Raw genomic sequence first — 24,680 nt, forward strand, 5'->3', positions numbered from 1 at the left:
CGGGCCAACGGATCCCGGGCGTGCTGAACTTTCTGCTCGTTTTCGTGGGAGCGGGGGTCGGGGGCGCCCTTCGCCATGCGGTAAACCTGGGGTGCGCCCGCTTTTGCGGCACGACCTTTCCTTGGGGAACGCTCCTGATCAATGTGGCCGGGTCGACCGCCATGGGTGTCGTGGCGGGCTGGCTCGCCTTCAAAACCGGTGAGGGCTGGAGCCAACCGGTTCGGCTTCTCGTCGCCACCGGCATCCTGGGCGGTTTCACCACGTTCTCGGCCTTCTCCCTGGACGCGGTGCTGCTGTGGGAGCGCGGCGCGACCGTCCAGGCCTTCGCCTACGTGACGGCGTCCGTCCTCCTCTCTCTCACCGGCCTGGTCATTGGCCTAGGGGCGGTCCGAGCCCTATCGAACTGACGGCGGCGTTCGACTAAACTAAACGTTATACCGTGAAACTTTCGGAGATCGTCCGCATTGCCGTCCTAGGAGGTGGCAATGAGGCACCCATGCATTGTCCTCGCCGTTGTCGTAAGCTTGGGGGTCGGGTTTCAGGCCAGGGCCGAACTGGTCAAAGTCGCTCCCAATGTCAGGATCGAGAAGCGCATCTTTCCGGCGGACGACGAGGAAGCCCCGTTCTCCAACCTCCGCGACAAATCGGCGGATGTCAGGCGGAGCGAGCGGGCCGTCTTCGATCTTTTCCTGAACAAGGGGATCGGACGGGTCCAAGCCGCCGGGATGGTGGGGCTTGCGGCATGGCGGGCTTTCCACGAGGGCGACCTGAGACAGGCGGGCTTTCTCTTCAATCAGGCCTGCGTCCTAGAGCCCCGCCACAGCGTTTCCTACCACGGCTTCGCGGCGATCGCGGCCAAGCGCTTCAATGATCTGGATTATGCGGACCGGCTTCTCACGCTCGCCGAGCGCATGCTGGAGCCGAGCGATGAGATCTTCACCGATCACGGCCTCGTCCTCCTCAAAGCCCGCCGCCTGCAGGAAGCGCGCGAGCGTCTCGGCAAGGCGGTTCGCATGAGCCCGGACCAACCCGCGCCCGCCCTCTACCTGGCGGCGATTCACCTGCAACTCGGCGATAGGGCGGAGGCCTGCTGATCGGGATCGCCCCTGGCCGAAACAGGCGTGCGTCGATTGCCGCCTGCGCGGCTCTCTGTTACCCACGACAGCATGAAAAAAAGTGGTTCAGGTCGGGGCGGCGCCAGTGGCGGCCGCAAGGGAGCGCGGCAGGATTTCCGGTCGCGGGAGCGCATGCCTGCGGACAAGGGCCGCGCCGGACCGGGTGCGGCCGGGCAGGGGCGTGCGTCGAAGCCGGATGCGCGCAAGTCCGCAGCCCGTCCGACGCGGACCAGCGCCTCGGACCTGTCCCGTCCCGCCAACCCGACAAGCCCCGTGAAGTCGCCACGTCCCGCGAAGGCGGCTCCTCCGGCCGCTCCCAAGCCGACCCGGGCCCAGGCGAAGGCTGCCGCCCAGGAGGTGCTGGCGACCGGCGTCCAAACTCTCACGGTGGAACCTGACGAGGGTGATATGCGGGTGGACCGCTTCCTGGTCGCGCGCTTCCCGCAACTGGCCTTCACCCATATCCAACGCATCGTCCGCAAGGGCGAGTTGCGGGTTGACGGCAAGCGGGCCCAGCCGAATGACCGGCTCCTCGCGGGCCAGAAGGTTCGCATCCCGCCCCTCAAGCTCGATCAGCCGCGACCGGCCTCGCGCAGCGCCGCGAAGGACCAGACCGACCGCGACTTCCTGAAATCGATCACGCTCTACGAGGACAAGGATGTCCTGGTGATCAACAAGCCCATGGGGTTGGCCGTGCAAGGCGGTTCCGGCACCACGCGGCACGTCGACGGCATGCTCGATTCCCTCACCGACGCGGACGGCCAGAAGCCCCGCCTCGTCCATCGCCTCGACAAGGATACGGCCGGCTGCCTCGTCATCGCCAAGACACGCTTCGCGGCCTCCACCCTGGCGAAGTCGTTCCGGTCACGGACGACGCGCAAGATCTACTGGGCTCTCGTGGCGGGCGTGCCCCGCGTGCGGCAGGGACGCATCTCCACCTACCTGTCGAAGGAGGAGGGCGGCGAGGGCGATTCCAAGATGCGGGTCGCCAAGCATGGCGACGAGGGCGCGAGCCACGCGCTCACGTACTACGCCGTGGTCGATACCTCGGCCCAGAAACTCGCCTGGCTGTCCCTCAAGCCCGTGACCGGCCGGACGCACCAGTTGCGGGCCCACACGGCGCATATCGGCCATCCTATCGTGGGCGATCCGAAATACTTCGACATCGAGAACTGGGAGCTTCCCGGCGGCATCCAGAACAAGCTGCATCTCCTGGCCCGGCGCATCGTCATCGCGCATCCCCGCACGGGAAAGCCCATCGACATCACGGCGCCCCTGCCGCCCCATATTCAGCAGAGTTTCAACCTCCTGGGCTTCGATACCAGCGAATACGACCCCATCGTGGAAGCACCCGAGGAATAAGGGTGCTCCCGCCCACCTCCGCCGTCGCACTTTTGCCGTGCCGGCGCCCTAGGCTCCAAGACCTCGGTGCGCCGTTCGGGCGGGCCGGGCAAGGAGGAGATCGATGGAACACAAGCATCTTGATCAGCTCCGTAGCGTAGCCGACGTTGAGCCGAGGTCGATGACCCGGCAGGAGCGCCTTCAGCGTTGGATCGACATTCTCGAGCGCAACCCTCATCGGCGTTTGAACTCCCTCGGTGAGATCGAGTACCAGCCGCCGGCGGAGCGGGCCCTCGTCCGGGCCAACGACTCGCCGCTGACGGTCGCCTTCGAAGACCCGGTTCTACGAACCGAAGGATTGGCCAGCGACAGGCTAGGGGATGCCATGAGGTTCTTCGAGCTGACGGAAGGGCAGGCGCACTACGCGCTCTGCTCCTGCCTCAGCGGGCACCACATGGAGGCCGCGTCGTTCGCGCAGCGCCTGCGCAACACGACCGGAGGGCAGGCGTGGCACGCGGTGGCGGGCGCCTGGGGTCTGGCGGGCCTCGCCATGGCCTTGCCGGGTTTTCTCTACCTGATCGGTTGAAAGGTCGACACGGATCGGGAGACCTGCCGGGGCCTCCCGATCAATCGTTTGACCTTTGCGTCCGCGTCGGGAATGAAGGACCCGCAGAGCAATACGGCGTCCCACCATGCTTCACATCGAGCCCGTCCGGCTTTCCACCGACAAGCTGATTCTTCGCCCCCTGAGCCTCGAGGATGTCCCCGCCCTCGGGACGGCGGCGAGCGACGGCGCCCTCTGGGAGAAGCGCACGACCACGGTGCCCCGGCCCGACGGGTTCACCGAATATGTCTCGAAGGCGCTCCAGTTGCAGGAGGCGGGCTTGGCGCTCCCCTTCGCGACGGTGGTCCGCGACGGCGACAGGGTCGTCGGCAGCACCCGCTACATGAACATCGACGCCGCCAATCACCGGGTCGAGATCGGCACGACCTGGATCGCCGGCTCCTGGCAGCGCAGCTTCGTCAACACCCACGCCAAGTATCTGATGCTGCGCCACGCCTTCGAGGTGCTGGGCTGCCACGCCGTCGAGTTGCGCACTCACTCCCAGAACGACCAGTCCCGCCGGGCCATCGAGCGGCTGGGCGGCAAGCTCGACGGCATCCTGCGCCAGCACATGATCATGCCTGACGGCCATATCCGCGACACGGTGGTCTACAGCATTCTGCCGGATGAATGGCCCGCCGTGAAGGAACGCCTCGAACGGCGCATGGCCGCCTAAGCCCGGGACCCCTCATCCATGAAACTCGCCCTCTTCGACGTCGACGGAACCCTGGTCGACAGCCAGAACATCATTGTGGCGGCCCAGCGGGCGGCCTTCGGGGCCCTCGGCCTGGAGCCGCCGAGCCGGGAGCGCTCGCTGTCCATCGTCGGGCTATCGCTGGCGGAGGCCTTCACGGTCCTGGCGGGCCCCAAGGCGCCCGTCGCGGAGCTTGCGGAGGCCTACAAGGACGCGTTCTCGCAGCTTCGCCTCGACCCAGCCCATGAGGAGCCCCTGTTCCCCGGCGCGGAGGCGTGTTTGCAATGGCTCTCCGGCCAGGAGGATCTGGTGCTAGGGATCGCCACGGGCAAATCCCGCCGCGGCGTCTCGCACCTGCTCGACCGTCATGGCTGGCGCGAGCTGTTCACCACGATCCAAACCGCCGACGACGCACCGTCGAAGCCTCATCCGGCCATGATCCGTCAGGCCATGGAGGAGGCGGGCGCTGAGCCCCGGGACACGATCATGATCGGCGATTCCACCTATGACATGCAGATGGCCAAGGCGGCGGGCGTGATGGCCGTCGGCGTCTCCTGGGGCTTCCAGCCGGTGGCCGCCCTCAAGGAGGCCGGGGCCGACGTCATCGTCGATTCCTACCCGGACATGATGCCGATCCTGCGGGATTTCGCGTCCATCCCCTCCCGAAGCGCTGTCTGAGCCCTTATCTCAAGATCATGACCGATACCCGCGACTGGTTCCCGTCCCCGGAGGAGCCGAACCCCATGCGCGCCGCACAGGCCGGCATGAAGCCGGCCCTGCCCAAGCGCTTCTACAAGCAGACCGGCGTGGAGGAACGCGACGGCGTTTTCGCGTTGACCCTCGATGGGCGCACGGCCCGCACCCCTGGCCGCCATATCATCGCCGTGCCGTCCCGGTCCCTCGCGGAAGCGCTCGCGGAGGAATGGGCCGGGCAGGGGGAGGAGATCGACCCGTCTGTCATGCCTCTGACGCGGATCGTGAACTCGGGGATTGACGGCGTTGCGCCGCGCCGCATGGAGGTCGCCGACGACCTGTCGCGCTATGCGGAAACCGACTTGGTCTTCTACCGTGCCGGGGAGCCGGCAAAGCTGGCCGAGGCCCAGGAACGCGCCTGGGAGCCGGTTCTCGCCTGGGCGCGCGACGACCTCGGGGCGCGCTTCCTGCTGGGCGAAGGCGTCATGCATGTGCGCCAGCCCGAAGCCGCGACGGTCGCGGTTCGTGACAGGGTGACGGCGGAGGAGTCCCCGTTTGCCGTCGCGGCCCTGCATGTGATGACCACGCTGACCGGATCCGTGCTGATCGCGCTCGCCCACGCCTCCGGCCGTCTAGGAGCGGACGAAGCTTGGGACGCTGCCCATGTCGACGAGCGCTTTCAGGAAAGCGTCTGGGGCGAGGATCATGAGGCGATGGTCCGCCGCAACTTGAGGAAGGCCGATTTCATTGCCGCCTCAAGGGTCTACCGCCTCGCCAAGAGGGCTTGAGCGACCCGTCAGGAGCGCTGGAAGCTGATACCGCACTTCTTCTGAACGGAGGCCTGCTCGATGGCCTGCATCTGACCCTTGAGCTGGGCCAGTTCTGCCGTCTTGGCGTTGTCGCCACCCACGAAGAAGGCCGCCGGCCAGAAGATCACGACGGCCGCGGTGGTCACGGCCGCATCCTTGCTGCGCTGCGAATCCTGCACGCCGGCGGCCGTGGCGGCGGCCGAGCTGACCCTCTGGGCTTCCTGGCTCAATTCCCGGCAGCTGTAGCTCTGGTACATGACGGGCGAGACGTAGGACGCGGACACGTCCGACGACCGGCTGGCACAGGCGGCCGTCAGGGCCGATGCAGCCAGCAAAGCGGCGACGGACTTGAAAGGAAGCAGCATGAATTCCTCCATATATAACGGTACATCGTAACGTTTGAGCTATCATATGGTTTCGCATCCCGTGCTGGTGCGCACGCCTATCGTTGGATTTTTGCGGTCTCGGCTTGTGTGCTAAGCCAACGCACCTTTCCCGCTGGCTTGCTTAGAGTTTCCCCATGAAAGACATGCTCGAACGCCTCGAATCCCGCCGTGCTCAGGCCCGACTGGGAGGCGGCGAGAAGCGGATCGCGGCGCAGCATGGGCGGGGCAAGCTCACCGCCCGCGAGCGAATCGAACTCCTCCTCGATGGCGGGTCCTTCGAGGAATTCGACATGTTCGTCGAGCATCGCTCCACCGATTTCGGCATGGAGAAATCAAAGATTCCGGGCGACGGCGTCGTCACCGGCTGGGGCACCGTCAACGGCCGCACCGTCTTCGTCTTCGCCAAGGATTTCACGGTCTTCGGCGGCTCGCTCTCCGAGGCCCATGCCCAGAAGATCATCAAGATCCAGGACATGGCCCTGAAGATGCGGGCACCTATCGTGGGTCTGTTCGATGCGGGCGGGGCCCGCATCCAGGAGGGCGTGGCGGCGCTCGGCGGCTATGGCGAGGTGTTCAAGCGCAACGTGATCGCGTCGGGCGTCATCCCGCAGATCTCCGTCATCATGGGGCCCTGCGCCGGCGGAGACGTGTATTCGCCCGCCATGACCGATTTCATCTTCATGGTGCGCGACCGCTCCTACATGTTCGTGACCGGCCCGGAGGTGGTGAAGACGGTCACCAACGAGACCGTGACTTCGGAGGAGCTGGGCGGCGCCAAGATCCACACCACCAAGTCCTCCGTGGCGGACGGTGCCTACGACAACGACGTGGAGGCCCTGCTGCAGGTGCGCCGGCTCCTCGATTTCCTGCCCGCCAACAACCTCGACGGCGTGCCGGAGATCCCGAGCTTCGACGATCCCGGCCGGGCCGACGAAAGCCTCGATACCCTGATCCCGGACAATCCGAACAAGCCCTACGACATGAAGGAGTTGATCCTGAAGGTCGTGGACGAGGGCGATTTCTTCGAAATCCAAGAGGCCTATGCGAAGAACATCATCACGGGGTTCGGACGCGTGGAGGGACGCACGGTCGGATTCGTGGCCAACCAGCCGATGGTGCTGGCGGGCGTGCTCGACTCGGATGCCTCCCGCAAGGCCGCCCGGTTCATCCGCTTCTGCGACGCCTTCGGGATCCCGATCGTGACCTTCGAGGACGTGCCGGGGTTCCTTCCGGGAACAGCCCAGGAATATGGTGGGCTCATCAAGCACGGCGCCAAGCTCCTCTTTGCCTATTCGGAGGCGACGGTGCCGCTGGTGACGGTGATCACCCGCAAGGCCTATGGCGGGGCCTACGACGTGATGGCCTCCAAGCATGTGGGCGGCGACGTGAACTACGCCTGGCCCACGGCCCAGATCGCCGTGATGGGCGCCAAGGGCGCGGTGGAGATCATCTTCCGGGCCGATATCGGCGATCCGGACAAGATCGCGGCCCGCACGAAGGAATACGAGGATCGCTTCATGTCGCCCTTCGTGGCCGCCGAGCGCGGTTATATCGACGAGGTGATCATGCCCCATTCCACCCGGCGCCGGATTGCCCGGGCGCTCGCCATGCTGCGCCACAAGGAAACCGAGCGCCCCTGGAAGAAGCACGACAACATCCCGCTTTAGCGCCATCCGACCGTCGTTAACGGGAGCCTGCCGACGCGGTCGAACGGTTCGCCCCAACGCCCGGAAACTGTTGTATTTTTGACGCTCCGGAACGTAACGCTGGGCGGTGTAAGGGTGAAGAATCCGTTGACCGGCGCCAGGGGCCGGGCGGATGTCTGGAGGTCGAATGCCAGCGATATCAGCGGCTTCGCGCCGGGTCTTAAAGCCGGGGCTCGGCCAGCCCCCGTTCCCGGAAACGGTTTCGCAACCAAAGAGTCTCAACAACACTTAACCTCAACGGCCGTTCACCGTGATCCGTTAAGGATTTCACCCCCCGCCCCGTGGGACATTCCCGATCCTAAAAGGGATCAGCCGGCGCCTGAAAGCCGGAGGGGGTTTTGAGCCAATGATCAGCCTGAAGCTTCACGATTTCATCGAACGGGTGAGCGCGGCCGGGTGCCTTTCGGCGGGCGACGTCGAACATCTGCGGGCCGACATCCTGTCGGCCGGCATCGCGAGCCGGATCGAGGCCGAGGCGCTTCTCACCCTCGATCGTTCGGTCGAGGGTGACGACGGCTGGAGCGCCGCTCTCGCATCCATCATCGTCGAGTTCGTGGTGTGGAGCCGTTCCCCGAGAGGGTCGGTGGCGAGCGAGGACGCTCTCTGGCTGACGACCTTGCTCGAAATGGGCGGCCCGTCCGCCTCCGCGATGGCGATCGCCTACGGGATCCTCGACGAGGCGCACCATGTGGACGGCACGCTCCTCGATTTCATCATGCGGGGCCGTCAGCAGGCCCGCCTGATGAGCGTGGCCGCCTGAGCCGGGCGGCCGCATACCGCTAATTGTTGACCCGTCGGCGCTTCCCGAAAGGTCTGCCGTGCAGTAACGGAGGGTGCACCGGCACCGTACCCTTCGGTATGGTGTCGGCAAACGGTACCGTTCGTACCGCGTGCCCTGGGGGATCTCCCGCCCGGGCATGGTCGTCACCATCCGGTTGCAAGCGCTCGAGGGCCTATGTTCTCAAAAATCCTGATAGCCAATCGCGGCGAGATCGCGTGCCGTGTGATCAAGACCGCCCGCCGAATGGGCATCAAGACCGTGGCGGTCTATTCCGACGCCGACCGGGATGCCCTGCATGTGGAGATGGCCGACGAGGCCGTGCATATCGGGCCCGCCGCCGCAGCCGAATCCTACCTCGTCATCGACAAGATCGTCGAGGCGTGCAAGGCCACCGGCGCCGAGGCCGTGCATCCGGGCTACGGCTTCCTGTCGGAGCGCGAGGCCTTCCCCAAGGCGCTGGAAGCCGCCGGCATCGTGTTCATCGGCCCCACCCCCCATGCCATCGCGGCCATGGGCGACAAGATCGAGTCCAAGAAGGCGGCGGCCGCCGCCAAGGTCTCCACCGTTCCGGGCTATCTCGGCGTGATCGAGGGGCCGGAGCAGGCGGTCACGATCGCCGATAAGATCGGCTATCCGGTCATGATCAAGGCCTCGGCGGGCGGCGGCGGCAAGGGCATGCGCATCGCCTATTCGGCCGACGAGGTCGCCGAGGGCTTCGCCCGCGCCAAGTCGGAGGCGGCCTCGTCCTTCGGCGACGACCGGGTGTTCGTGGAAAAGTTCATCACCGACCCCCGCCACATCGAGATCCAGGTGCTGGGCGACAAGCACGGCAACGTCATCTATCTGGGCGAGCGCGAGTGCTCGATTCAGCGCCGGAATCAGAAGGTCATCGAGGAAGCCCCGTCGCCCCTGCTGGATGAAGCCACCCGCAAGCTCATGGGCGAGCAGGCGGTCGCCCTCGCCAAGGCGGTGGGCTACGATAGCGCCGGCACCGTCGAGTTCGTGGCGGGCCAGGACAAATCCTTCTATTTTCTCGAGATGAACACCCGGCTCCAGGTCGAGCATCCCGTGACCGAGATGATCACAGGCGTCGACCTCGTGGAGGAGATGATCCGGGTCGCGGCGGGCGAGACCCTGCGGCTCAAGCAATCGGACGTGACGCTCCGGGGCTGGGCGGTGGAGAGCCGCATCTACGCCGAGGATCCGGTGCGCAACTTCCTGCCGTCCACGGGCCGCCTCGTCACCTACCGGCCGCCTCAGGAGGGCGAGGAGCACGGCGTCACCGTGCGTAACGATACCGGCGTCTACGAGGGTGGCGAGATCTCGATCTATTACGATCCGATGATCGCCAAGCTCGTCACCCACGCGCCGACCCGCGAGGAGGCGATCACCGCCCAGGCGACGGCCCTCGATGCCTTCGCCATCGAGGGCATCCGCCACAACATCCCGTTCCTGTCGGCCCTGATGCAGCACCCGCGCTGGCAATCGGGCCAGCTCTCCACCGGCTTCATCGCCGAGGAATTCCCGGGCGGCTTCCAGGTGCCAACTCCGGAGGGTGAGGCCGCACACGTCCTGGCGGCGGTGGGGTCGGCCATCGACCACGTCCAGAATGAGCGCAAGCGCCACATCTCGGGCCAGATGCGCCCTCACGCGGCGGTGAAGTTCGACCGGGAGCGCGTGGTGATGCTGGGGCGGGACCGCCATGAGGTCACGATCGAGGACATCGAGGGCGGGTTCGCGGTGAATATTTCCGGCGAAGCCTGGCCCATCGTGTCGTCCTGGCACCCGGGCCAGCCGGTCTGGACCGGACAGGTGGGCGGCAAGACCGTCGCCGTGCAGGTGCGGCCGATCCTGAACGGCATGATCCTGTCCCACGCGGGCGCCTCGGCGGAGGCCCGGGTCTATACCCGCCGCGAGGCCGCATTGGCGGCCCTGATGCCCGAGAAGGTGGAGGCCGATACGAGCAAGAAGCTGCTCTGCCCCATGCCGGGTCTCGTGAAAGCCATCAGCGTCAAGCCGGGCCAGGAGGTCAAGGCCGGGGAGGCGCTCTGCATCGTGGAGGCCATGAAGATGGAGAACGTGCTGCGCGCCGAGCGAGACGGCACGGTGGCCAAGATCTACGCCAAGGAGGGCGACAGCCTGGCGGTCGATGCCACCATCATGGAATTCGCCTGAGGCCGGATATCATGCCGCTTTATTTCGCCTACGGGTCCAATATGGACCGGGTCGCCATGGCCCAGCGCTGTCCCTCCTCCAGGGCCATCGGCCCCGCGCGCCTCATGCGGCACCGGTTCATCGTGACCGTGGACGGCTACGCATCCGTGGGGCGCGACCCGGCCCATGCGGTCTGGGGGCTGCTCTGGGATCTCGCCCTGGCCGATATCCCGGCCCTCGACCGCTACGAGAGCTTGTCGACCGGGCTCTACAGCAAGGTCGTCCAGCCCGTGCTGACCCAGCAGGGCGCGCGCCGCGCCCTGGTCTATCTCGGCCGAACGGCGAAGGTGGGCGCCCCGAAGGCAGGCTACATGGAGGGCGTCCTGGCGGCGGCCATGGAAGCCGGTCTCCCGGCCGAATACCTGCGCGAGCTCGGCCAATGGAAGCCGCAGGGCCGATCGCCCGGACCGGGGCCCGATTTGCCCGAAGGCCAGCCCGGGCGCCCGGCGGTCCGGCCCCGCTGGAGCGCGCCTGCGGGCGGAATCCGCCGGCCGTCCGAAATCTGAGCCTGGCCGCGCGGCGTGGCCGAGCGACCATCGTCAGTTTGGCCTGCGCCACGTCCCCGGCAGGTGGATGGCCCTGCGGTCCTGCTCTATGATGGCTCGCCGCATATCGGCGAGAACGACGCCGGACCGAATATCCGCGCCGATGCGGACAGGACCCACCTGCTCCAGCTGATTTCGATAGACACCGGAAACGACGAACGGATCCTCACCATGCCCGAATCCCCTCCTGAGCGTGCCGCGCACATCCTCGTCCATGGCCGTGTCCAAGGCGTGGGTTTCCGGGCTTGGGTCCACCACCAGGCGGAGCTGCGGGGCCTGGACGGCTGGGTGCGCAACCGCCGGGACGGGACGGTCGAGGCCTATTTCTACGGGCAGGACCATGCCGTGGAGGCCATGCTGGAGGTCTGCCGGGAGGGGCCGTCGAGCGCGCGCGTGGATCGCGTCGAGACGCTGGACGGGGGCAAGGCTAGGGCCGACAACGGCGAGGCGCGGGGCTTCAGCGTGCTGAAGACCGTCTAGGACGTCGGGGAAGCACCCTCCACGGGGCCGCCCGCCTCCTTCCAGGCTGCGAAACCGCCATCCACGTGAGCGACCGGCCGCAGGCCCATATCCTGGGCCGTGGCGGCGGCGAGTGCCGACCGCCACCCTCCGGCGCAGAAGAATACGAACGTCTTGTCCTCGGAAAAGACGGTCTTGTGGTAGGGGCTTTCGGGATCGATCCAGAACTCCAGCATGCCGCGCGGGCAGTGGAGCGCGCCTGGAAGACGGCCCTCCCGGTTGAGCTCCCGCAGGTCGCGCAGGTCCACGAAAACGACGTCGTCCCGGCCATGCAGGGCAATGGCGTCCGGTGTGGAAAGGGTGAAAACCTTCGCGTGCGCTTCGGCCAGAAGCACCTTGTATCCGCGCGAAATCACCTGAACCATGAACACTACCCCATTGAGATTCCAAGGATACTGGTCATCATGGGGCCAGAGTCAACCGGAGGTGAAGGTGCACGCCCTATCGAGTCTCGACTTCGCGGCCCTGGTGTTCTTCCTCCTCTCCTGGTTCGGCTACCACGTGCTGCTGGAGCTGACCGGTCTCGGCGAGAGAGGCCTCAACCGAATGATGAACGACTACCGCTATACCTGGATGGAGCAGATGGTCGTGCGGGAGAACCGCATCGTCGATTCGACCCTGACCTCGTCGCTGCAGAACGGCACGGCGTTCTTCGCCTCGACCTCCCTGGTGGCCCTCGGCGGCGTGGTCACGCTCTTCCGCTCCACCGATACGGCCGTGACGATCTTCGCGGACCTGCCCCTAGGATTGCCCACCACCCGCGAGGCTTGGGAGATCAAGGTGATCGGGCTTGCGATCATCTTTATCTACGCGTTCTTCAAATTCGCGTGGTCCTATCGGCTGTTCAACTACGTGGTGATCCTGGTGGGGGCCGTGCCGGTGCTGACAGTTTCCAACAAGGAAGAGGCGAGGGTCGCGGCCCGGCGGGCTGCAGCTCTCAACGTGGTGGCGGGCAAGCACTTCAACCGAGGCCAGCGGGCCTTTTTCTTCGCGCTGGCTTATCTCGGCTGGTTCGTGAGCGCCTATATCCTGTTCCTTACCACGGCCGGGGTCTTCCTCGTCATGTGGCGACGCCAGTTCACGTCCGACGCGCGCCGGGCGCTGCTGGACCCCACATCGTCGGAGACCGAAATATGACGGGCCGTCCCGATCCCGAGCCCATCGAGCGGGCCATGCTCGAGCTCCTAGCGCAAAAAGGCGCCGGCCGGAATCTCGACCCCACGGAGGTGGCGCGAGCCGTGGGCGGCTCTCATCCGGATGGATGGGGCCCGCTGATGCCGCACGTGCGGCATGCGGCCATTCGGCTGATGAAGGAAGGCCGGATCGTGATCCTCCGGAAGGGCCGGCCCGTGGATCCGGACGACTTTCGCGGGATCTATAAGCTGACGCTGCCCGGCACCGGCGGTTGATCCCACGCGATCTTCACAAGAAATCCGTTTCGGTCCAGAAAACCGGAGAGCCAAATGGCGGCCGATGGGGGGCAGGTATGAGCGCACGTTTCGAGTTGCACGGGGTGTTCCTGTCGGGTCCGACCTACAAGGTCGCCCTCACGCTGGCCCTCCTAAGCCAGCCGTTCGATTACGTTCACGTGGATCTGCCCGGGCGCGCCCATAAGGAGCTATCCTACATGGCGCGGCAGCGCTACGGCCAGGTGCCCCTCCTGGTGGACCGCTCGAACGGGCGCCACCTGTGCCAGTCGGCCGCCATCCTGGAATACCTGGCGGACATGCTCGGCCGGTTCGGGGGCGCGACCCTCGATGAGCGCCTGCAGGTGCGCGAGTGGCTCTACTGGGAGTTCGAACTGCTGACGCCCGTGTTCCGCGCGCGGGCCATGAGGCTTGGCTTCTACCCAGGCAAACCGGACGTCATCGAGCATTACGTCGCGGGTGCCGCAGCGGCGCTCGCCGTGCTGGACGATCACCTGGCTGGGCGCAATTGGGTGGTCGGCGAGGGGCCGACCATCGCGGACATCGACCTGTACGGCGCGGCGTCCTATGCGCCGGAGGCCGGGATCGCGCTGGAGCCTTATCCCCACCTCCTGAAATGGATGGCGCGGGTACAGGGGCTTCCGGGTTTCGCTCCCGCATCGACGCTGCTCCCACGGCCGACGGGAGCTGCCGCGTGAGCGAGATGCTGATTCGACGGGCCATGGCCGAGGACCTCGAGGCGATCATTCGCCTCCACGAGGAGGACGAACTTGGCGCTCATGGGGATGTCTGGACGGCGCAGACCGCACCCGCCTACCGGGCGGCATTCGACGCCATCAGCCGGAGCGCCGACAATCTGCTTTTCGTGGCCGAAACGGACGGCCGCGTCGTCGGCACGTTCCAGATGACCCTCATTCCCAACCTGACCGGGCGCGGAGCGCTGCGGGTCAAGATCGAGAGCGTGAAGGTGTCGTCAGGCCTGCGCTCTCGGGGAATCGGCGCGGCCATGATGGCTCATGCGGAGAATGAGGCCCGCCAGCGCGGCGCTGCACTTCTGGAGCTCTCCTCCAACAAGACCCGCACGGCCGCTCATCGCTTCTACGAACGCATCGGTTATGCGAAGAGCCACGAGGGCTTCAAGAAAAAGCTCTGAGGACGGCCGTGGGATCGAGCCACCGGCTCCATGGAGATGCCAGCGGGCGGGACCGCGACTTCGGGAGGGATTCAGGCCTTCTTTTCGCCCTTGAGGCGCGTGTTGCAGGCGCTCCAGAATTTCGGCCACTTCATGCCGGGCTCCGCCTTGCCGGCTGCTTTCACGGTCTTCCACTCGGCACCGCAGGTCTTCTGGCGTTCGCGAAGAGCGGCCTGGGCAGCGGACATGTCCTTCGCGGGTTTGCCCATCTCGGACTTACCCATTTCGGACTTACCCATTTCGGGCTTGGACATATCGGACTTGGACATATCAGATTTGGACATCTCTGCCTTGGCGTCCGGCTTCATGTCCGGTTTGGCATCCTGGGCCATGGTCCCCGTTCCGAAGACGACGCCGGCGCTCAATCCGCCGGCCAACACAATGCGAAGAAAGAGTTTGGTCATCGAAATTCCCGCAATCGACCGATGCGCTTTAAGGTTGCTTCAGAAGGCTAGCGCATCGCTCCAATCGATATAACAACATAATAACAATACATGCAAGCCATGCTCGAAACGAGGGTGATCTTTCCACCATCTTCCTTGCTCGGGCAGGGGCTTCGCCTCATCTTAGGCACGAGGCTTCCACCGAGGCCCGTCCCAAAGGAAGAGGAATGCCATGGCGGTCTCACCGCAACAGCCCATCGAACTGCATTACTGGCCGACCCCCAACGGTTGGAAGATTTCCATCATGCTCGAGGAATGCGGCCTGCCCTATTCGGTCGTTGCGGTGAATATCGGCAAGGGCGATCAGTTTTCGCCTGAGTTCCTGGCAATTTCTCCCAACAACAAGATGCCCGCCATCGTCGACCCCGACGGGCCCGGCGGGGAGCCGATCTCTGTCTTCGAATCCGGCGCGATTCTCCAGTATCTCGGCCGCAAGACGGGCCTGTTCTATCCGGCCGACGAGCGGGCGCGAGTGCAGGTCGACGAGTGGCTGTTCTGGCAGATGGCCGGTTTCGGTCCCATGCTGGGCCAGACCCACCACTTTCGCATCTATGCGCCCGAGAAGGTGCCTTATGCCATCGACCGTTACACCAACGAGACGAACCGGCTCTACGGCGTGCTGAACAAGCGCCTCGCCGACCGGGAATTCGTGGCGGGCGAGTATTCCATCGCCGACATGGCGATCCTCGGCTGGGCCAAGATGTGGGATCGGCAGGGCCAGGACATCGCGGAATTTCCGCACGTGAAGCGCTGGCTCGATACGCTCCTGGCCCGCCCGGCCGTCCAGCGGGGCCTCGCGGTCCATGCCGATCAGCGCAGCTCCAACGACCTGAAGGATCCGGCCGTCCAAGCGATCCTGTTCGGGCAGCGGGCGCGGTAACCTCCTCTGCCATGTAGGAGATGGCAGGGGAAGGGGAGAGCCTGTCAGGATGGAGCGAGGAGCCTCGACGTTCTTCCCTCCCCCTTGTGGGGAGGGCTAGGGTGGGGGTGAGGGCTCCGAACCGATGAAGGTTGGCGCTCACACCCCCACCTCCAACTCCTCCCCACAAGGGGGAGGAGGGCAAGCCGCGCAACTCGAGGCATGTTCATCACGCTCTTTCGCATGCGCGGACCTCACTCCACCCAATCGGGCTTCTCCAACCGCATGCCGTGCGCTCCCTTGTAGCGCTCGAAAGCCGGACGGGGCTGCTCCCAGCCCTTCAGGACGGCGTCGTCCAGCTTGTAGATCTCCACGCCCAGCGGACGGCAGACGTCGATGGGATCGCGGGCGTCAGGGCCCCAGAGCGGCACCGACAGGTCGCCGCCTGGGCACGTGGACAATGCGCAGAGAAGGTCGATTTCGGCGAAGAATTCCAGATAATCGCCGGTTTTCGCCGGGCAGTCGCGCATGAAATACTGGTCCTGGCCGTTCAGGCCAGTGCATTGGAAGACGTTGAGCACGTCATGCACGTCCATCTCGGTGAGACCATGAGGCGCTACGGCCCGGGTCAGGTTCGAATGGCAGCAGAAATCGAAATCCTCGCCCGTCAGCATCTTGTTCACGTAAGGATCGCAGCGGGTGCCGAGGAGGTCGTGAACCCGGCCGCCGTATTCGTCGATTCCGTAGCCGGAGAGGCTGTCGTCTGTGATGGTCACCAGGGGGCGCAGATATGGCAGGTTCGACCACAGACGGTCGAAGGTGGTCACGTGGGCGGCCTGCAATTGCCGGGTCCGCGAGGCCCAGAGCCTTTCGCGCGGGTTGTGCCGGTTCCAGATGTTGAGGTCGCCGACTTGGGGGCCCTCAATGGTGACGATGCGGAAGACGTGGCCGGCCGGAACGGTCCAGGACCGGCCCGTGCGGATCGGGATGGTGAAGGATTCCACGAGGGTTCGCGTGTCCGGCGCCTGGGTCACGCGCCGGTAGAACGCCTTGTCAACATCGAGCGCGGAGCCTTCCGTTGCTTGGTAGGCGGCGGGAAAATCGAGCATATGGGTCTCCTGGGCCGACGGGATGCCGCACAGGATGACCATGCTTCCCGGGTCAGGCCAAGGGGAGGGGGCCGCTCTCAGCTCGCTTTCGCCCAGGTCTGCGCGCGACAGATCAAACCGCCCAGGACGCAGCCGGAAAGTTCGAGCGCGTTGCCCTTTATTTTCATCTTGCCCGCATAGGTCTTGCCGTCCTTGTAATTGTAAAGCGAGCCGTTCCAGCCGTCGGCGGTGGGCTGGATGTTGGAGATCATCTGGACCCCCACGAGGCTGCGATTGCGTAAGGAGGGATCAGGATTATTGGCGTCCTTCGTCTCTCCCTTCACCGACACAATGGTGCCGCACCAGGCTGCGCCGCATCTGGCGATGCGGACCCGGGTCTCGCCGGTCTCGCTTACATAGGTGCCGCTGGGATCGGCCGACTGCGCATGGGCGGCACCCGAGAGGGCAAGCAGCGCAAGGGCCGCCAGGCTTAAAACTTTCATGGCTCACTCCCGAAGACGGCCTTCGCTGGGCCGATGCAATAAGGTTAGGGGAGAGCCGGGCCGAATCCAACGGTCGATAAGCCGAATCTGTGGCCGAAAGGCCCTTGAGGGCGCAGGAAGCCGCCGCTATAAGCGCCCCACTTTCCAGATTTCTCCAGTCAATGAGTGGATGACCCATGGCCATCGAGCGCACCTTTTCCATCATCAAGCCCGACGCGACCGAGCGTAACCTGACGGGCTCCATCAATGCCGTCATCGAGAAGGCAGGCCTGCGCATCGTGGCGCAGAAGCGCATCCTGATGAGCCGCCGCGAGGCCGAGACCTTCTACGCGGTCCACAAGGAGCGTCCGTTTTTCGGTGAGCTCGTCGAGTTCATGACCTCGGGTCCGGTGGTCGTGCAGGTGCTCGAGGGTGAGAATGCCGTGTCCCGCTACCGCGAGGTCATGGGCGCCACCAATCCGGAGAGCGCCGCCGAGGGTACGATCCGCAAGCTCTTCGCCAAGTCCATCGGCGAGAACTCGGCCCACGGCTCCGACAGCCAGGACAACGCCAAGATCGAGATCGCCCAGTTCTTCTCGGGCAACGAGATCGTCGGGTAAGTACGGTCACGAAATACTCCACGGCCCTCATCCTGAGGGAATTGCACAGCAATTCGTCTCGAAGGATGAGTCCAGCGGAGTGTTTCCTGCGCCACCTGGAGCCCTCCTTCGAGACGCTCGCTTCGCGGGCCCTCAGGATGAGGTTTAGTGATCTCGAAATCCGACGCTTCATAAGGCCGCCTCCGGGCGGCCTTTTCCTTTCCGTTTCGCCCCTTCTATGATGCCGCCCATGAATCAAGCGCCCCCCATCGAACGCCGCCCGTCCGTCTGCCCGCACGACTGCCCGTCCGCCTGCTCGCTGGACGTGGAGGTCGTCGAGGGCCGCAGCATCGGGCGGGTCCATGGGGCCAAGTCCAACCTCTACACGGCTGGCGTCATTTGCGCGAAGGTCGCGCGCTATGCGGAGCGGATCCACCATCCCGACCGTTTGCTCCACCCCTTGAAGCGGACCGGTCCAAAGGGGTCGGGCCAGTTCGAGCGCGTCAGTTGGGACGAAGCTCTCGACCTCGTGGCCCAAAAATTCCTGGAGGCGGAGCGGGATTTCGGCACCCCATCCGTCTGGCCCTATTATTATGCCGGAACCATGGGCCTCGTGATGCGCGACGGCATCAACCGCCTGCGACACGTTAAGAAATACTCCGGCCAATATTCCACCATCTGCACCACCATGGCCTGGACGGGCTACATCGCCGGTACCGGAAAGCTCGCCGGGCCCGATCCGCGCGAGATGGCGAAGTCCGATTGCGTGGTGATCTGGGGCACGAACCCGGTCCACACCCAGGTCAACGTGATGACCCACGCCATGAAGGCCCGCAAGGAGCGCGGCGCCAAGATCGTGGCGGTGGACATCTACATGAACCCGACCATGAAGCAGGCCGACATGGCCCTGCTCCTGAAGCCGGGCACCGATGGAGCCTTGGCCTGCGCGGTCATGCACGTGCTCTTCCGCGACGGCCATGCGGATCGGGATTATCTGGAGCGCTACACCGATCACCCGGCCGAGCTGGAAGAGCACCTGAAAAGCCGCGATCCGGCCTGGGCGTCCGCCATCACGGGGCTGTCGGTCGAGGAGATCGAGGCCTTCGCGCGGCTCGTGGGCGAGCGCAAGCGCACCTTCTTCCGCCTCGGCTACGGCTTCGGCCGCCAGCGCAACGGGGCGGTGAACATGCATGCGGCGGCCAGCATCGCGGCGGTGACGGGCGCCTGGCAATACGAGGGCGGCGGCGCCTTCCACAACAACGGGGCGATCTATCACTGGAACAAGGCGCTGATCGAAGGCCATGACGCCATCGATCCTGCCGTCCGCCGCCTCGACCAGTCGCAGATCGGCCGGGTTCTCACGGGGGATGCCGAGGCCCTACGGCATGGCCCGCCGGTCAAGGCCCTGCTGATCCAAAACACCAACCCGGTCTCCGTCGCGCCGGAGCAGGAGCTGGTCAAGCGGGGCTTCGCCCGCGAGGACCTGTTCGTGTGCGTGCACGAGCAGTTCATGACCGAGACGGCCCTGATGGCCGATGTCGTCCTGCCCGCCACCATGTTCATGGAGCACGATGATTTCTACCAGGGTGGCGGCCACCAGTACTTTCAGCTCGGCTCCAAGCTGGTGGACGCGCCCGGCGAATGCCGCTCCAACCACGAGGTGATCCGGGGTCTGGCCTCCCGCCTCGGCGCGGAGCATCGCGGCTTTGCGATGGAGCCCCGCGAGATCATCGACTGGACGCTTCAGAACTCGGGCTGGGGCAGCATCGAGGAGCTGGAAGCGCAGCTTCACATCGATGCCCAGCCGGACTTCCGGCAGGCCCATTACCTCGACGGCTTCGCTTATCCGGACGGCAAGTTTCGCTTCAAGCCCGACTGGTTGAAAGTGCCGTCCGCCAATGACGGCCCGATGGGTCCCTGGGCCGAGATCCCTGCCTTGCCGGACCACTGGGGCGTGATCGAAAACGCCACGGAGGCTCACCCCTTCCGCCTCGCCACGAGCCCGGCGCGAAGTTTCCTCAACTCGACCTTCACCGAAACGCCGGGCTCCAGGGAGAAGGAGGGCCGTCCCTCCGTGATGATCCACCCAGAGGACGCGGCGCGCCTCGGCATCGGCGAGGGGGACTGGACCCGCCTCAGGAACGACCGTGGCGATGTCTATCTGCGGGCGCAGCTCTACGAGGGCGTGCGCCGGGGGGTGCTGATCGCGGAATCGATCTGGCCCAACGCGGCTCATCCGTTTGGGCGTGGCATCAACACCCTCACGGGTGCGGACGCCGTCGCGCCCTATGGCGGAGCCGCCTTCCACGACAACCGGGTCGCCATCGAGCGGGTCGAGCCGGGGGCCGAGGGGTTATTGTCTAACTTTTAAGCCTAACGGCAAACACGTCTTGACCCCTGCCGGGGATGCCTATCCTTAACGCTCGACCGAGTACGGTTTTGCTCGTTTTCCGAAGGACTTCCCCATGATCTCCGTCATTCGCGCGGCGCTGGCCGCCGCAGCCTTGACCGCTTCCGTTTCCGCCGCCTTGGCGTCGGCCTCCACCACGCCGACCAATTATCAACCGGATCCGGCGCTGAAGACGGAAACCATGAGCCAGCTTACCGCCCGCGTGCGCAATGCCTGCGGCGTCACCCAGGCCAAGCTCCAGAATGCGTCGGAATCGTCCGTCAGGCGCCCCTGCGAATGCTATGCGGGCCGCACCATGCGCTCCCTCAGCCCCGAGGAAGTCCAGGCCTACCGCGACACCGGCGTCTTCAACGACACCGCCCGTGCCAAGGCCGTGGCGGCGCTGGATGCCTGCCAGCTCGCGCGCCCGGCGATGTAGGGATCCAACATCAGGAACGCCGCAGTCAATCGGGATCGTTATCACGCGGGCGGGGACAACAGTGCCCCGCCGGCATCCCAGCCTTCCCGGAACACGACGCGGCCATCCTCTAGCCAGGCGTCTCCCGCGCAGATCATCCGCAGGGCCGCCGGATAGAGTCGGTGTTCCTGCACGATGATCCGGGCCGCGAGGCTCTCCTCCGTGTCGCCCGGCACCACCGGCACAGCGGCCTGGGCCACGATCGGTCCGGCGTCCAACTCCGGCACGACGAAATGCACCGTGCAGCCATGGACCCGCACGCCTTCCTCCAGGGCCCGGCGATGGGTGTGGATGCCCCGGAAGAGGGGAAGGAGGGAAGGGTGGATGTTGATCATCCGGCCCTGCCAGCGTTCCACGAAACCGTCGGTCAGAACGCGCATGAAGCCCGCAAGGCAGACGAACGCGATGGCGTGCTCCCGCAAGACCGCATCGAGCGCGGCGTCGAAGCTCTCCCGGTCCGGATGGCTCTTGTGGTCCACGCTGGCGGTGGCGATTCCGGCCTCCCGGGCGACCTCCAGGCCGGCGGCGTCGGGCCGGTTGGCGAGCACAAGGGCGATTTCGGCGGGGAAATCGGGCGAACGAGCCGCCTCGATGAGCGCGCCCATATTGGAGCCGCGCCCCGAGATCAGAATGGCGACGCGGCGGCGGGACATCAGACGGACAGGCGACCCGTGGTCTGAACGCGCTCACCGCCCGAATGGGCCACCACCTCGCCGATGCGCACGGGATTCTCGCCGGCCTCCCGGAGGGCGGCTGTCACGGCGTCCGCCTTCTCGGCCTCCGCGAAAACGATCATGCCGATGCCGCAATTGAAAGTGCGCAGCATCTCGGATTCGATCACGCCGCCGGTCTGGGCGAGCCAGCCGAAGATGGGCGGGACCGGGATGGAATCGAGGTCGAGACGCACGCCGATGCTGTCATCCAGCACGCGGGGGATATTGTCGGGGAAACCGCCGCCCGTGATGTGGCACAGGGCGTTGATGCCGCCCGTGGCCTTGAGGGCGGCGAGCAAGGGCTTCACGTAGATGCGGGTCGGCTCCAGCAGAGCCTCGCCGAGGGTCTTGCCCTCCGCGAAGGGCGCGGGAGCGTCCCAGCCGAGGCCCGAGACCTGCACGATCTTGCGCACCAGCGAGAAGCCGTTGGAATGGACGCCCGAGGAGGGCAGACCGATCAAGACGTCTCCGGCCAGGACAGGCTTCGGTAGCAGGGTGCCACGCTCGGCGGCGCCCACCGCGAAACCGGCCAGGTCGTAGTCGTTCTCGGCATAAAGGCCCGGCATTTCGGCCGTCTCGCCGCCGATGAGCGCGCAGCCAGCCCGGCGGCAGCCCTCGGCGATGCCCTTCACGATGTCCACACCCACCTGCGGGGTCAGCTTGCCGGTGGCAAAATAGTCGAGGAAGAGCAGGGGCTCGGCACCCTGCACGATGATGTCGTTCACGCACATGGCCACGAGGTCGATGCCGATCGTGTCGTGAATATTCGTGTCGATGGCGATCTTCACCTTGGTGCCGACGCCGTCATTGGCCGCGACCAGGATCGGGTCCGTGAAACCCGCCGCCTTGAGGTCGAACAGCCCGCCGAAGCCCCCGATTTCCGAATCCGCGCCGGGCCGCCGGGTGGCGCGCACCAGGGGCTTGATCTGGTCCACCATGGCATTGCCGGCATCGATGTCGACGCCCGCTTCGGCATAGGTCAGGCCGTTCGGCTTGCTCTCGGTCATTGGCTCACCCCGCATTGCTGCGGCAGTAAGGCGAGAGGGGGCGAGAGGCAAGGGGCTTGTGGCGAAAGGGGCGGGGTTCGGCGGCCCTTGGGCCGTCAGCAAAGGAGCGGCCGGCGGGACGTTCGGGGCGGCTGGACGCGGCCGCTCGGGCATGGAAAACCGGACGTGCCGACATTGAACTTGCGGCCGCGCCCCTCCATCATGGAGCGGATGACGATCCCGAACCTCATCACGGTCGCCCGCCTGATCCTCGTGCCGATCATCCTCGCGCTGATCGTGCGGGAGCAGTGGATCGCGGCGTTCGGGCTGTTCGTGGTGGCGGGTCTGTCCGATTTCGCGGACGGCTACATCGCCCGGCGTTTCCACATGGAGAGCCGGTTCGGGGCCTACATGGACCCGGTCGCCGACAAGCTTCTGATGGTGTCGATCTACGTGGCCCTGGCGCTGTCGGGCGCCATCCCGGCCTGGCTCACCGGCCTCGTGGTGGCCCGGGACGTGCTGATCGTGTCCGCCGTCCTCCTGTCCGGGGCGCTGGAGCGCCCCGTGGAGATCAGGCCGCTCCTGGTCAGCAAGCTCAATACGGCGGCCCAGATCGCTTTCGCGGCCTTCGCGCTGGGCATCAACGCATTCCGGGTCGAGCTGGGCGCCGTCGAGACGTTAGCCATGCTCCTGACCGCCGCCTTGACCGCCGCTTCGGCAGGTGCCTATCTCCACCTATGGCTCAGGCACATGACGGGCAGGAGCGGCGTGGAGGATGCCGAGGCGCGATGACGGTCCAAAGACAGGTCACATTCTGGCTCGTGGCGCTCGTCGTCGCGGTCGCGCTGCTGTTCCTCCTGCGCGGCATCCTGCTCCCCTTCGTGGCGGGCTTCGCCCTGGCCTACCTGCTCGACCCCCTGGCGGATCGGATGCACAGGCTGGGCCTCAGCCGCCTGGGGGCGAGCCTCATCATTCTCGTGCTGTTCGTCCTGCTGTTCATCCTCACCCTCGTGATCGTCGTGCCGCTCGTGGCCCAGCAGGTGGCGGCCTTCGTGGAGCGCTTGCCGGGCTACGTGGCCCGGCTCCAGCAATTGGCCGTCCAGGAGGGCGGGCCCTGGATCGAGAAGATCGGCGGATCCTCCGCCCTATCCGAAATGCAGACATCCGTCGGGAATCTCATCAGCCAGGGCGTGGCCTGGATGGGCGCGTTCCTGAACTCGCTCTGGTCCGGCGGGCAGGCGCTCATCGGCGTCGTATCCCTGCTGGTGGTGACCCCCGTGGTGGCTTTCTACATGCTCATCGACTGGGACCGGATGGTCGGCACCGTCGATTCCTGGCTGCCCCCACGCAACCGCGACACGGTGCGCATGATCGCCAGGGACATCGACCGGGCCATCGCGGGCTTCGTGCGCGGCCAAGCCATGGTTTGCATCATCCTCGGCACCTTCTACGCGGTGGGACTGACCCTGATCGGCCTGAATTTCGGCCCGATGATCGGCATGACGTCCGGTATTCTGAGCTTCATCCCGTATGTCGGGTCGCTCACCGGCCTGATCCTGTCCGTGGGAGTCGCGATCGTTCAGTTCTGGCCGGATTGGACCATGATCCTGGCAACGCTCGGCATCTTCGTCTTCGGGCAGTTTGTCGAGGGTAACATCCTGTCGCCGAAGCTCGTGGGCGACTCGGTCGGCCTGCACCCGGTCTGGCTGATGTTCGCGCTCCTCGCCTTCGGCGCGCTGTTCGGCTTCGTGGGCCTGCTCCTGGCGGTGCCCCTGGCGGCGGCGGTGGGCGTGATCGCCCGCTATGCCCTGCGCCGATACCTCGCGAGCCCGTTCTATCGCGGCGAGACGGTGGTGCTGCGGAGCGACGTCGATGCCTGACGCCCCCAAGCAGCTCGCCTTCGACCTGCCCCTGGATCCGCGCTATGGGCGCGAGGATTTCCTGGTCAGTCCGTCCAACGAAAAGGCCTACGGTCTCATCGAGGCTTGGCCTGAATGGCCGGACACCATCCTGGTGCTGGTGGGACCGCCCGGGAGCGGCAAAAGCCATCTGGCGTCGATCTGGGCGACGGACGCCCGCGCCTGGACCATCGAGGCGGCCGAGGCGTCGGGCGACAAGGTCCCGCATCTGATCTCCAGCGGCGCGCTGGCCATCGAGGACATGGATCGCGGCCCCCTCGACGAGGCCGCCCTGTTCCACCTTCTCAACCTGGCCCGCGAGCGCGGGGCTTTCGTGCTGATGACCTGCGAGAACCCGCCCGACCGCTGGGGACTGACCACGCCCGATCTTCTGTCGCGGCTGCGCCTGGCACCCAGTGTGTCCCTCGACCCGCCCGACGACGCCCTGCTGAAAGCGGTGCTGGTCAAGCTTTTTGTCGACCGCCAGCTCGTGGTCGACACCACGGTGGTGGACTATATCGCCCTCAGAATCGAGCGGTCGCTGGCGCGCGCCGCCGACGTTGTGTCGCGGCTGGACAAGGAAGCCCTGAGCCGTGGACGACGCGTTTCGCGGGCCATCGCGGCCGAAATTCTCGGATCGCAGGAAACGGAAGAGAGCGAGTGAAGGCACAAGTGCAGAATCGTCGTGAAACCGTCACCAAAGCCGAGGCAAAGCGGGG

At 65.8% G+C, this 24,680-nt stretch carries 29 protein-coding genes and 1 pseudogene; 23 read left to right on the plus strand and 7 right to left on the minus strand.

All coding sequences use genetic code 11. The features are described from left to right. The first annotated feature begins 23 nt into the window (after positions 1–23). The 7 genes from crcB to ILT42_RS18900 all read left to right on the plus strand — a co-directional run bounded on the left by crcB (position 24) and on the right by ILT42_RS18900 (position 5,235). Positions 24–407: a fluoride efflux transporter CrcB gene (crcB, locus tag ILT42_RS18870; protein ID WP_229428775.1), complete on the plus strand. Its 384-nt coding sequence runs from the start codon at positions 24–26 to the stop codon at positions 405–407. Between the two features lie 78 nt (positions 408–485). Beyond that, positions 486–1,094 (plus strand): tetratricopeptide repeat protein, encoded by a 609-nt coding sequence (locus tag ILT42_RS18875; RefSeq protein ID WP_204217392.1) that lies wholly within the window; start codon positions 486–488, stop codon positions 1,092–1,094. A 72-nt stretch (positions 1,095–1,166) separates the two neighbouring features. Beyond that, on the plus strand, positions 1,167–2,477 hold the full coding sequence (locus ILT42_RS18880) for an RluA family pseudouridine synthase (protein ID WP_407664642.1): 1,311 nt from the start codon (positions 1,167–1,169) through the stop codon (positions 2,475–2,477). A gap of 103 nt (positions 2,478–2,580) precedes the next feature. After that, positions 2,581–3,042: a hypothetical protein gene (locus ILT42_RS18885; protein ID WP_204217401.1), complete on the plus strand. Its 462-nt coding sequence runs from the start codon at positions 2,581–2,583 to the stop codon at positions 3,040–3,042. A gap of 106 nt (positions 3,043–3,148) precedes the next feature. Then, positions 3,149–3,736 carry a GNAT family N-acetyltransferase gene (locus tag ILT42_RS18890; RefSeq protein ID WP_204217403.1) on the plus strand — a complete coding sequence of 196 codons (588 nt, stop codon included), beginning with the start codon at positions 3,149–3,151 and terminating at the stop codon, positions 3,734–3,736. An 18-nt stretch (positions 3,737–3,754) separates the two neighbouring features. After that, entirely contained in the window at positions 3,755–4,432 is a 678-nt protein-coding gene (locus tag ILT42_RS18895; RefSeq protein WP_204217405.1) for an HAD-IA family hydrolase, read from the plus strand. A 17-nt stretch (positions 4,433–4,449) separates the two neighbouring features. Further along, positions 4,450–5,235, plus strand: a complete 786-nt coding sequence (locus tag ILT42_RS18900; RefSeq protein ID WP_204217406.1) for an ATP12 family chaperone protein — start codon at positions 4,450–4,452, stop codon at positions 5,233–5,235. An 8-nt stretch (positions 5,236–5,243) separates the two neighbouring features. Here ILT42_RS18900 and ILT42_RS18905 read toward each other — a convergent pair whose 3' ends face one another. Further along, positions 5,244–5,621 (minus strand): hypothetical protein, encoded by a 378-nt coding sequence (locus tag ILT42_RS18905; RefSeq protein WP_204217407.1) that lies wholly within the window; start codon positions 5,619–5,621, stop codon positions 5,244–5,246. A 155-nt stretch (positions 5,622–5,776) separates the two neighbouring features. Between ILT42_RS18905 and ILT42_RS18910 the strand changes: the two genes are divergently transcribed. From ILT42_RS18910 to ILT42_RS18930, 5 genes and pseudogenes are all read left to right on the plus strand, one after another. Further along, the gene (locus tag ILT42_RS18910) at positions 5,777–7,309 is read left to right on the plus strand and encodes an acyl-CoA carboxylase subunit beta (protein WP_204217408.1); all 1,533 of its coding nucleotides are present in this window, start codon (positions 5,777–5,779) and stop codon (positions 7,307–7,309) included. A gap of 385 nt (positions 7,310–7,694) precedes the next feature. Beyond that, on the plus strand, positions 7,695–8,108 hold the full coding sequence (locus ILT42_RS18915) for a hypothetical protein (protein ID WP_204217409.1): 414 nt from the start codon (positions 7,695–7,697) through the stop codon (positions 8,106–8,108). A 195-nt stretch (positions 8,109–8,303) separates the two neighbouring features. Continuing rightward, a complete protein-coding gene (locus tag ILT42_RS18920; RefSeq protein WP_204217410.1) occupies positions 8,304–10,304 on the plus strand; it encodes an acetyl-CoA carboxylase biotin carboxylase subunit in 2,001 nt (666 codons plus the stop codon). Positions 10,305–10,315: 11 nt separating this feature from the next. Beyond that, positions 10,316–10,726: pseudogene (locus ILT42_RS18925) on the plus strand (gamma-glutamylcyclotransferase family protein); the annotation flags it as partial. 333 nt (positions 10,727–11,059) lie between these two features. Then, on the plus strand, positions 11,060–11,368 hold the full coding sequence (locus ILT42_RS18930) for an acylphosphatase (protein WP_229428776.1): 309 nt from the start codon (positions 11,060–11,062) through the stop codon (positions 11,366–11,368). On the opposite strand, the gene ILT42_RS18935 is transcribed toward ILT42_RS18930, so the two are convergent. Further along, entirely contained in the window at positions 11,365–11,772 is a 408-nt protein-coding gene (locus tag ILT42_RS18935; protein ID WP_204217414.1) for a rhodanese-like domain-containing protein, read from the minus strand. The two genes, ILT42_RS18930 and ILT42_RS18935, sit on opposite strands and share 4 nt — an antisense overlap. A gap of 67 nt (positions 11,773–11,839) precedes the next feature. Here ILT42_RS18935 and ILT42_RS18940 point away from each other — a divergent pair, with 67 nt between their 5' ends. The 4 genes from ILT42_RS18940 (at position 11,840) to ILT42_RS18955 (ending at position 13,987) form a co-directional block, all read left to right on the plus strand. Then, positions 11,840–12,544: a DUF599 domain-containing protein gene (locus ILT42_RS18940; RefSeq protein ID WP_204217416.1), complete on the plus strand. Its 705-nt coding sequence runs from the start codon at positions 11,840–11,842 to the stop codon at positions 12,542–12,544. Further along, complete coding sequence (locus tag ILT42_RS18945; protein WP_204217418.1) at positions 12,541–12,816, plus strand: DUF3253 domain-containing protein; 276 nt, start codon at positions 12,541–12,543, stop codon at positions 12,814–12,816. Before ILT42_RS18940 ends, ILT42_RS18945 begins: the two co-directional genes overlap by 4 nt. 77 nt (positions 12,817–12,893) lie before the next feature. Further along, entirely contained in the window at positions 12,894–13,532 is a 639-nt protein-coding gene (locus ILT42_RS18950) for a glutathione S-transferase family protein (protein ID WP_204217420.1), read from the plus strand. Between the two features lie 5 nt (positions 13,533–13,537). Beyond that, positions 13,538–13,987, plus strand: coding sequence for a GNAT family N-acetyltransferase (locus ILT42_RS18955; RefSeq protein ID WP_229428778.1), 450 nt, complete (start codon positions 13,538–13,540; stop codon positions 13,985–13,987). A gap of 71 nt (positions 13,988–14,058) precedes the next feature. On the opposite strand, the gene ILT42_RS18960 is transcribed toward ILT42_RS18955, so the two are convergent. Beyond that, complete coding sequence (locus ILT42_RS18960) at positions 14,059–14,358, minus strand: hypothetical protein (protein ID WP_204217424.1); 300 nt, start codon at positions 14,356–14,358, stop codon at positions 14,059–14,061. A 283-nt stretch (positions 14,359–14,641) separates the two neighbouring features. Between ILT42_RS18960 and ILT42_RS18965 the strand changes: the two genes are divergently transcribed. Beyond that, on the plus strand, positions 14,642–15,349 hold the full coding sequence (locus tag ILT42_RS18965; RefSeq protein ID WP_204217426.1) for a glutathione S-transferase N-terminal domain-containing protein: 708 nt from the start codon (positions 14,642–14,644) through the stop codon (positions 15,347–15,349). A gap of 233 nt (positions 15,350–15,582) precedes the next feature. Here ILT42_RS18965 and ILT42_RS18970 read toward each other — a convergent pair whose 3' ends face one another. Together ILT42_RS18970 and ILT42_RS18975 are read right to left on the minus strand one after the other, a co-directional pair. After that, positions 15,583–16,437, minus strand: coding sequence for an urea carboxylase-associated family protein (locus ILT42_RS18970; RefSeq protein WP_204217428.1), 855 nt, complete (start codon positions 16,435–16,437; stop codon positions 15,583–15,585). Positions 16,438–16,514: 77 nt separating this feature from the next. After that, positions 16,515–16,919 (minus strand): DUF2147 domain-containing protein, encoded by a 405-nt coding sequence (locus ILT42_RS18975; protein ID WP_204217430.1) that lies wholly within the window; start codon positions 16,917–16,919, stop codon positions 16,515–16,517. A gap of 176 nt (positions 16,920–17,095) precedes the next feature. Between ILT42_RS18975 and ndk the strand changes: the two genes are divergently transcribed. The 3 genes from ndk (at position 17,096) to ILT42_RS18990 (ending at position 20,325) form a co-directional block, all read left to right on the plus strand. Next, the gene (gene ndk / locus ILT42_RS18980) at positions 17,096–17,518 is read left to right on the plus strand and encodes a nucleoside-diphosphate kinase (RefSeq protein ID WP_204217439.1); all 423 of its coding nucleotides are present in this window, start codon (positions 17,096–17,098) and stop codon (positions 17,516–17,518) included. Positions 17,519–17,747: 229 nt separating this feature from the next. Next, a complete protein-coding gene (locus ILT42_RS18985) occupies positions 17,748–19,868 on the plus strand; it encodes a molybdopterin-containing oxidoreductase family protein (RefSeq protein WP_204217441.1) in 2,121 nt (706 codons plus the stop codon). Between the two features lie 94 nt (positions 19,869–19,962). Continuing rightward, positions 19,963–20,325 (plus strand): hypothetical protein, encoded by a 363-nt coding sequence (locus tag ILT42_RS18990; protein ID WP_204217443.1) that lies wholly within the window; start codon positions 19,963–19,965, stop codon positions 20,323–20,325. A gap of 41 nt (positions 20,326–20,366) precedes the next feature. Here the strand turns inward: ILT42_RS18990 and purN are convergent, their stop codons facing one another. Both purN and purM read right to left on the minus strand, forming a co-directional pair. Next, positions 20,367–21,017 carry a phosphoribosylglycinamide formyltransferase gene (gene purN / locus ILT42_RS18995; RefSeq protein WP_229428756.1) on the minus strand — a complete coding sequence of 217 codons (651 nt, stop codon included), beginning with the start codon at positions 21,015–21,017 and terminating at the stop codon, positions 20,367–20,369. Further along, positions 21,017–22,084: a phosphoribosylformylglycinamidine cyclo-ligase gene (gene purM, locus ILT42_RS19000; RefSeq protein WP_204217445.1), complete on the minus strand. Its 1,068-nt coding sequence runs from the start codon at positions 22,082–22,084 to the stop codon at positions 21,017–21,019. Before purM ends, purN begins: the two co-directional genes overlap by 1 nt. A gap of 165 nt (positions 22,085–22,249) precedes the next feature. On the opposite strand from purM, the gene ILT42_RS19005 reads away from it, so the two are divergent. The 3 genes from ILT42_RS19005 to ILT42_RS19015 are packed head-to-tail and all read left to right on the plus strand — an operon-like array spanning position 22,250 to position 24,625. Next, a complete protein-coding gene (locus ILT42_RS19005) occupies positions 22,250–22,855 on the plus strand; it encodes a CDP-alcohol phosphatidyltransferase family protein (RefSeq protein ID WP_204217447.1) in 606 nt (201 codons plus the stop codon). Next, positions 22,852–23,943: an AI-2E family transporter gene (locus ILT42_RS19010; protein WP_204217454.1), complete on the plus strand. Its 1,092-nt coding sequence runs from the start codon at positions 22,852–22,854 to the stop codon at positions 23,941–23,943. The genes ILT42_RS19005 and ILT42_RS19010 overlap by 4 nt, the downstream gene beginning before the upstream one ends. After that, complete coding sequence (locus tag ILT42_RS19015; protein WP_204217456.1) at positions 23,936–24,625, plus strand: P-loop NTPase family protein; 690 nt, start codon at positions 23,936–23,938, stop codon at positions 24,623–24,625. Before ILT42_RS19010 ends, ILT42_RS19015 begins: the two co-directional genes overlap by 8 nt. The last annotated feature ends 55 nt before the right edge of the window (positions 24,626–24,680 follow it).

Origin of the sequence: Microvirga pudoricolor (assembly GCF_016892705.1) — a bacterium.
Lineage (GTDB): Bacteria > Pseudomonadota > Alphaproteobacteria > Rhizobiales > Beijerinckiaceae > Microvirga > Microvirga pudoricolor.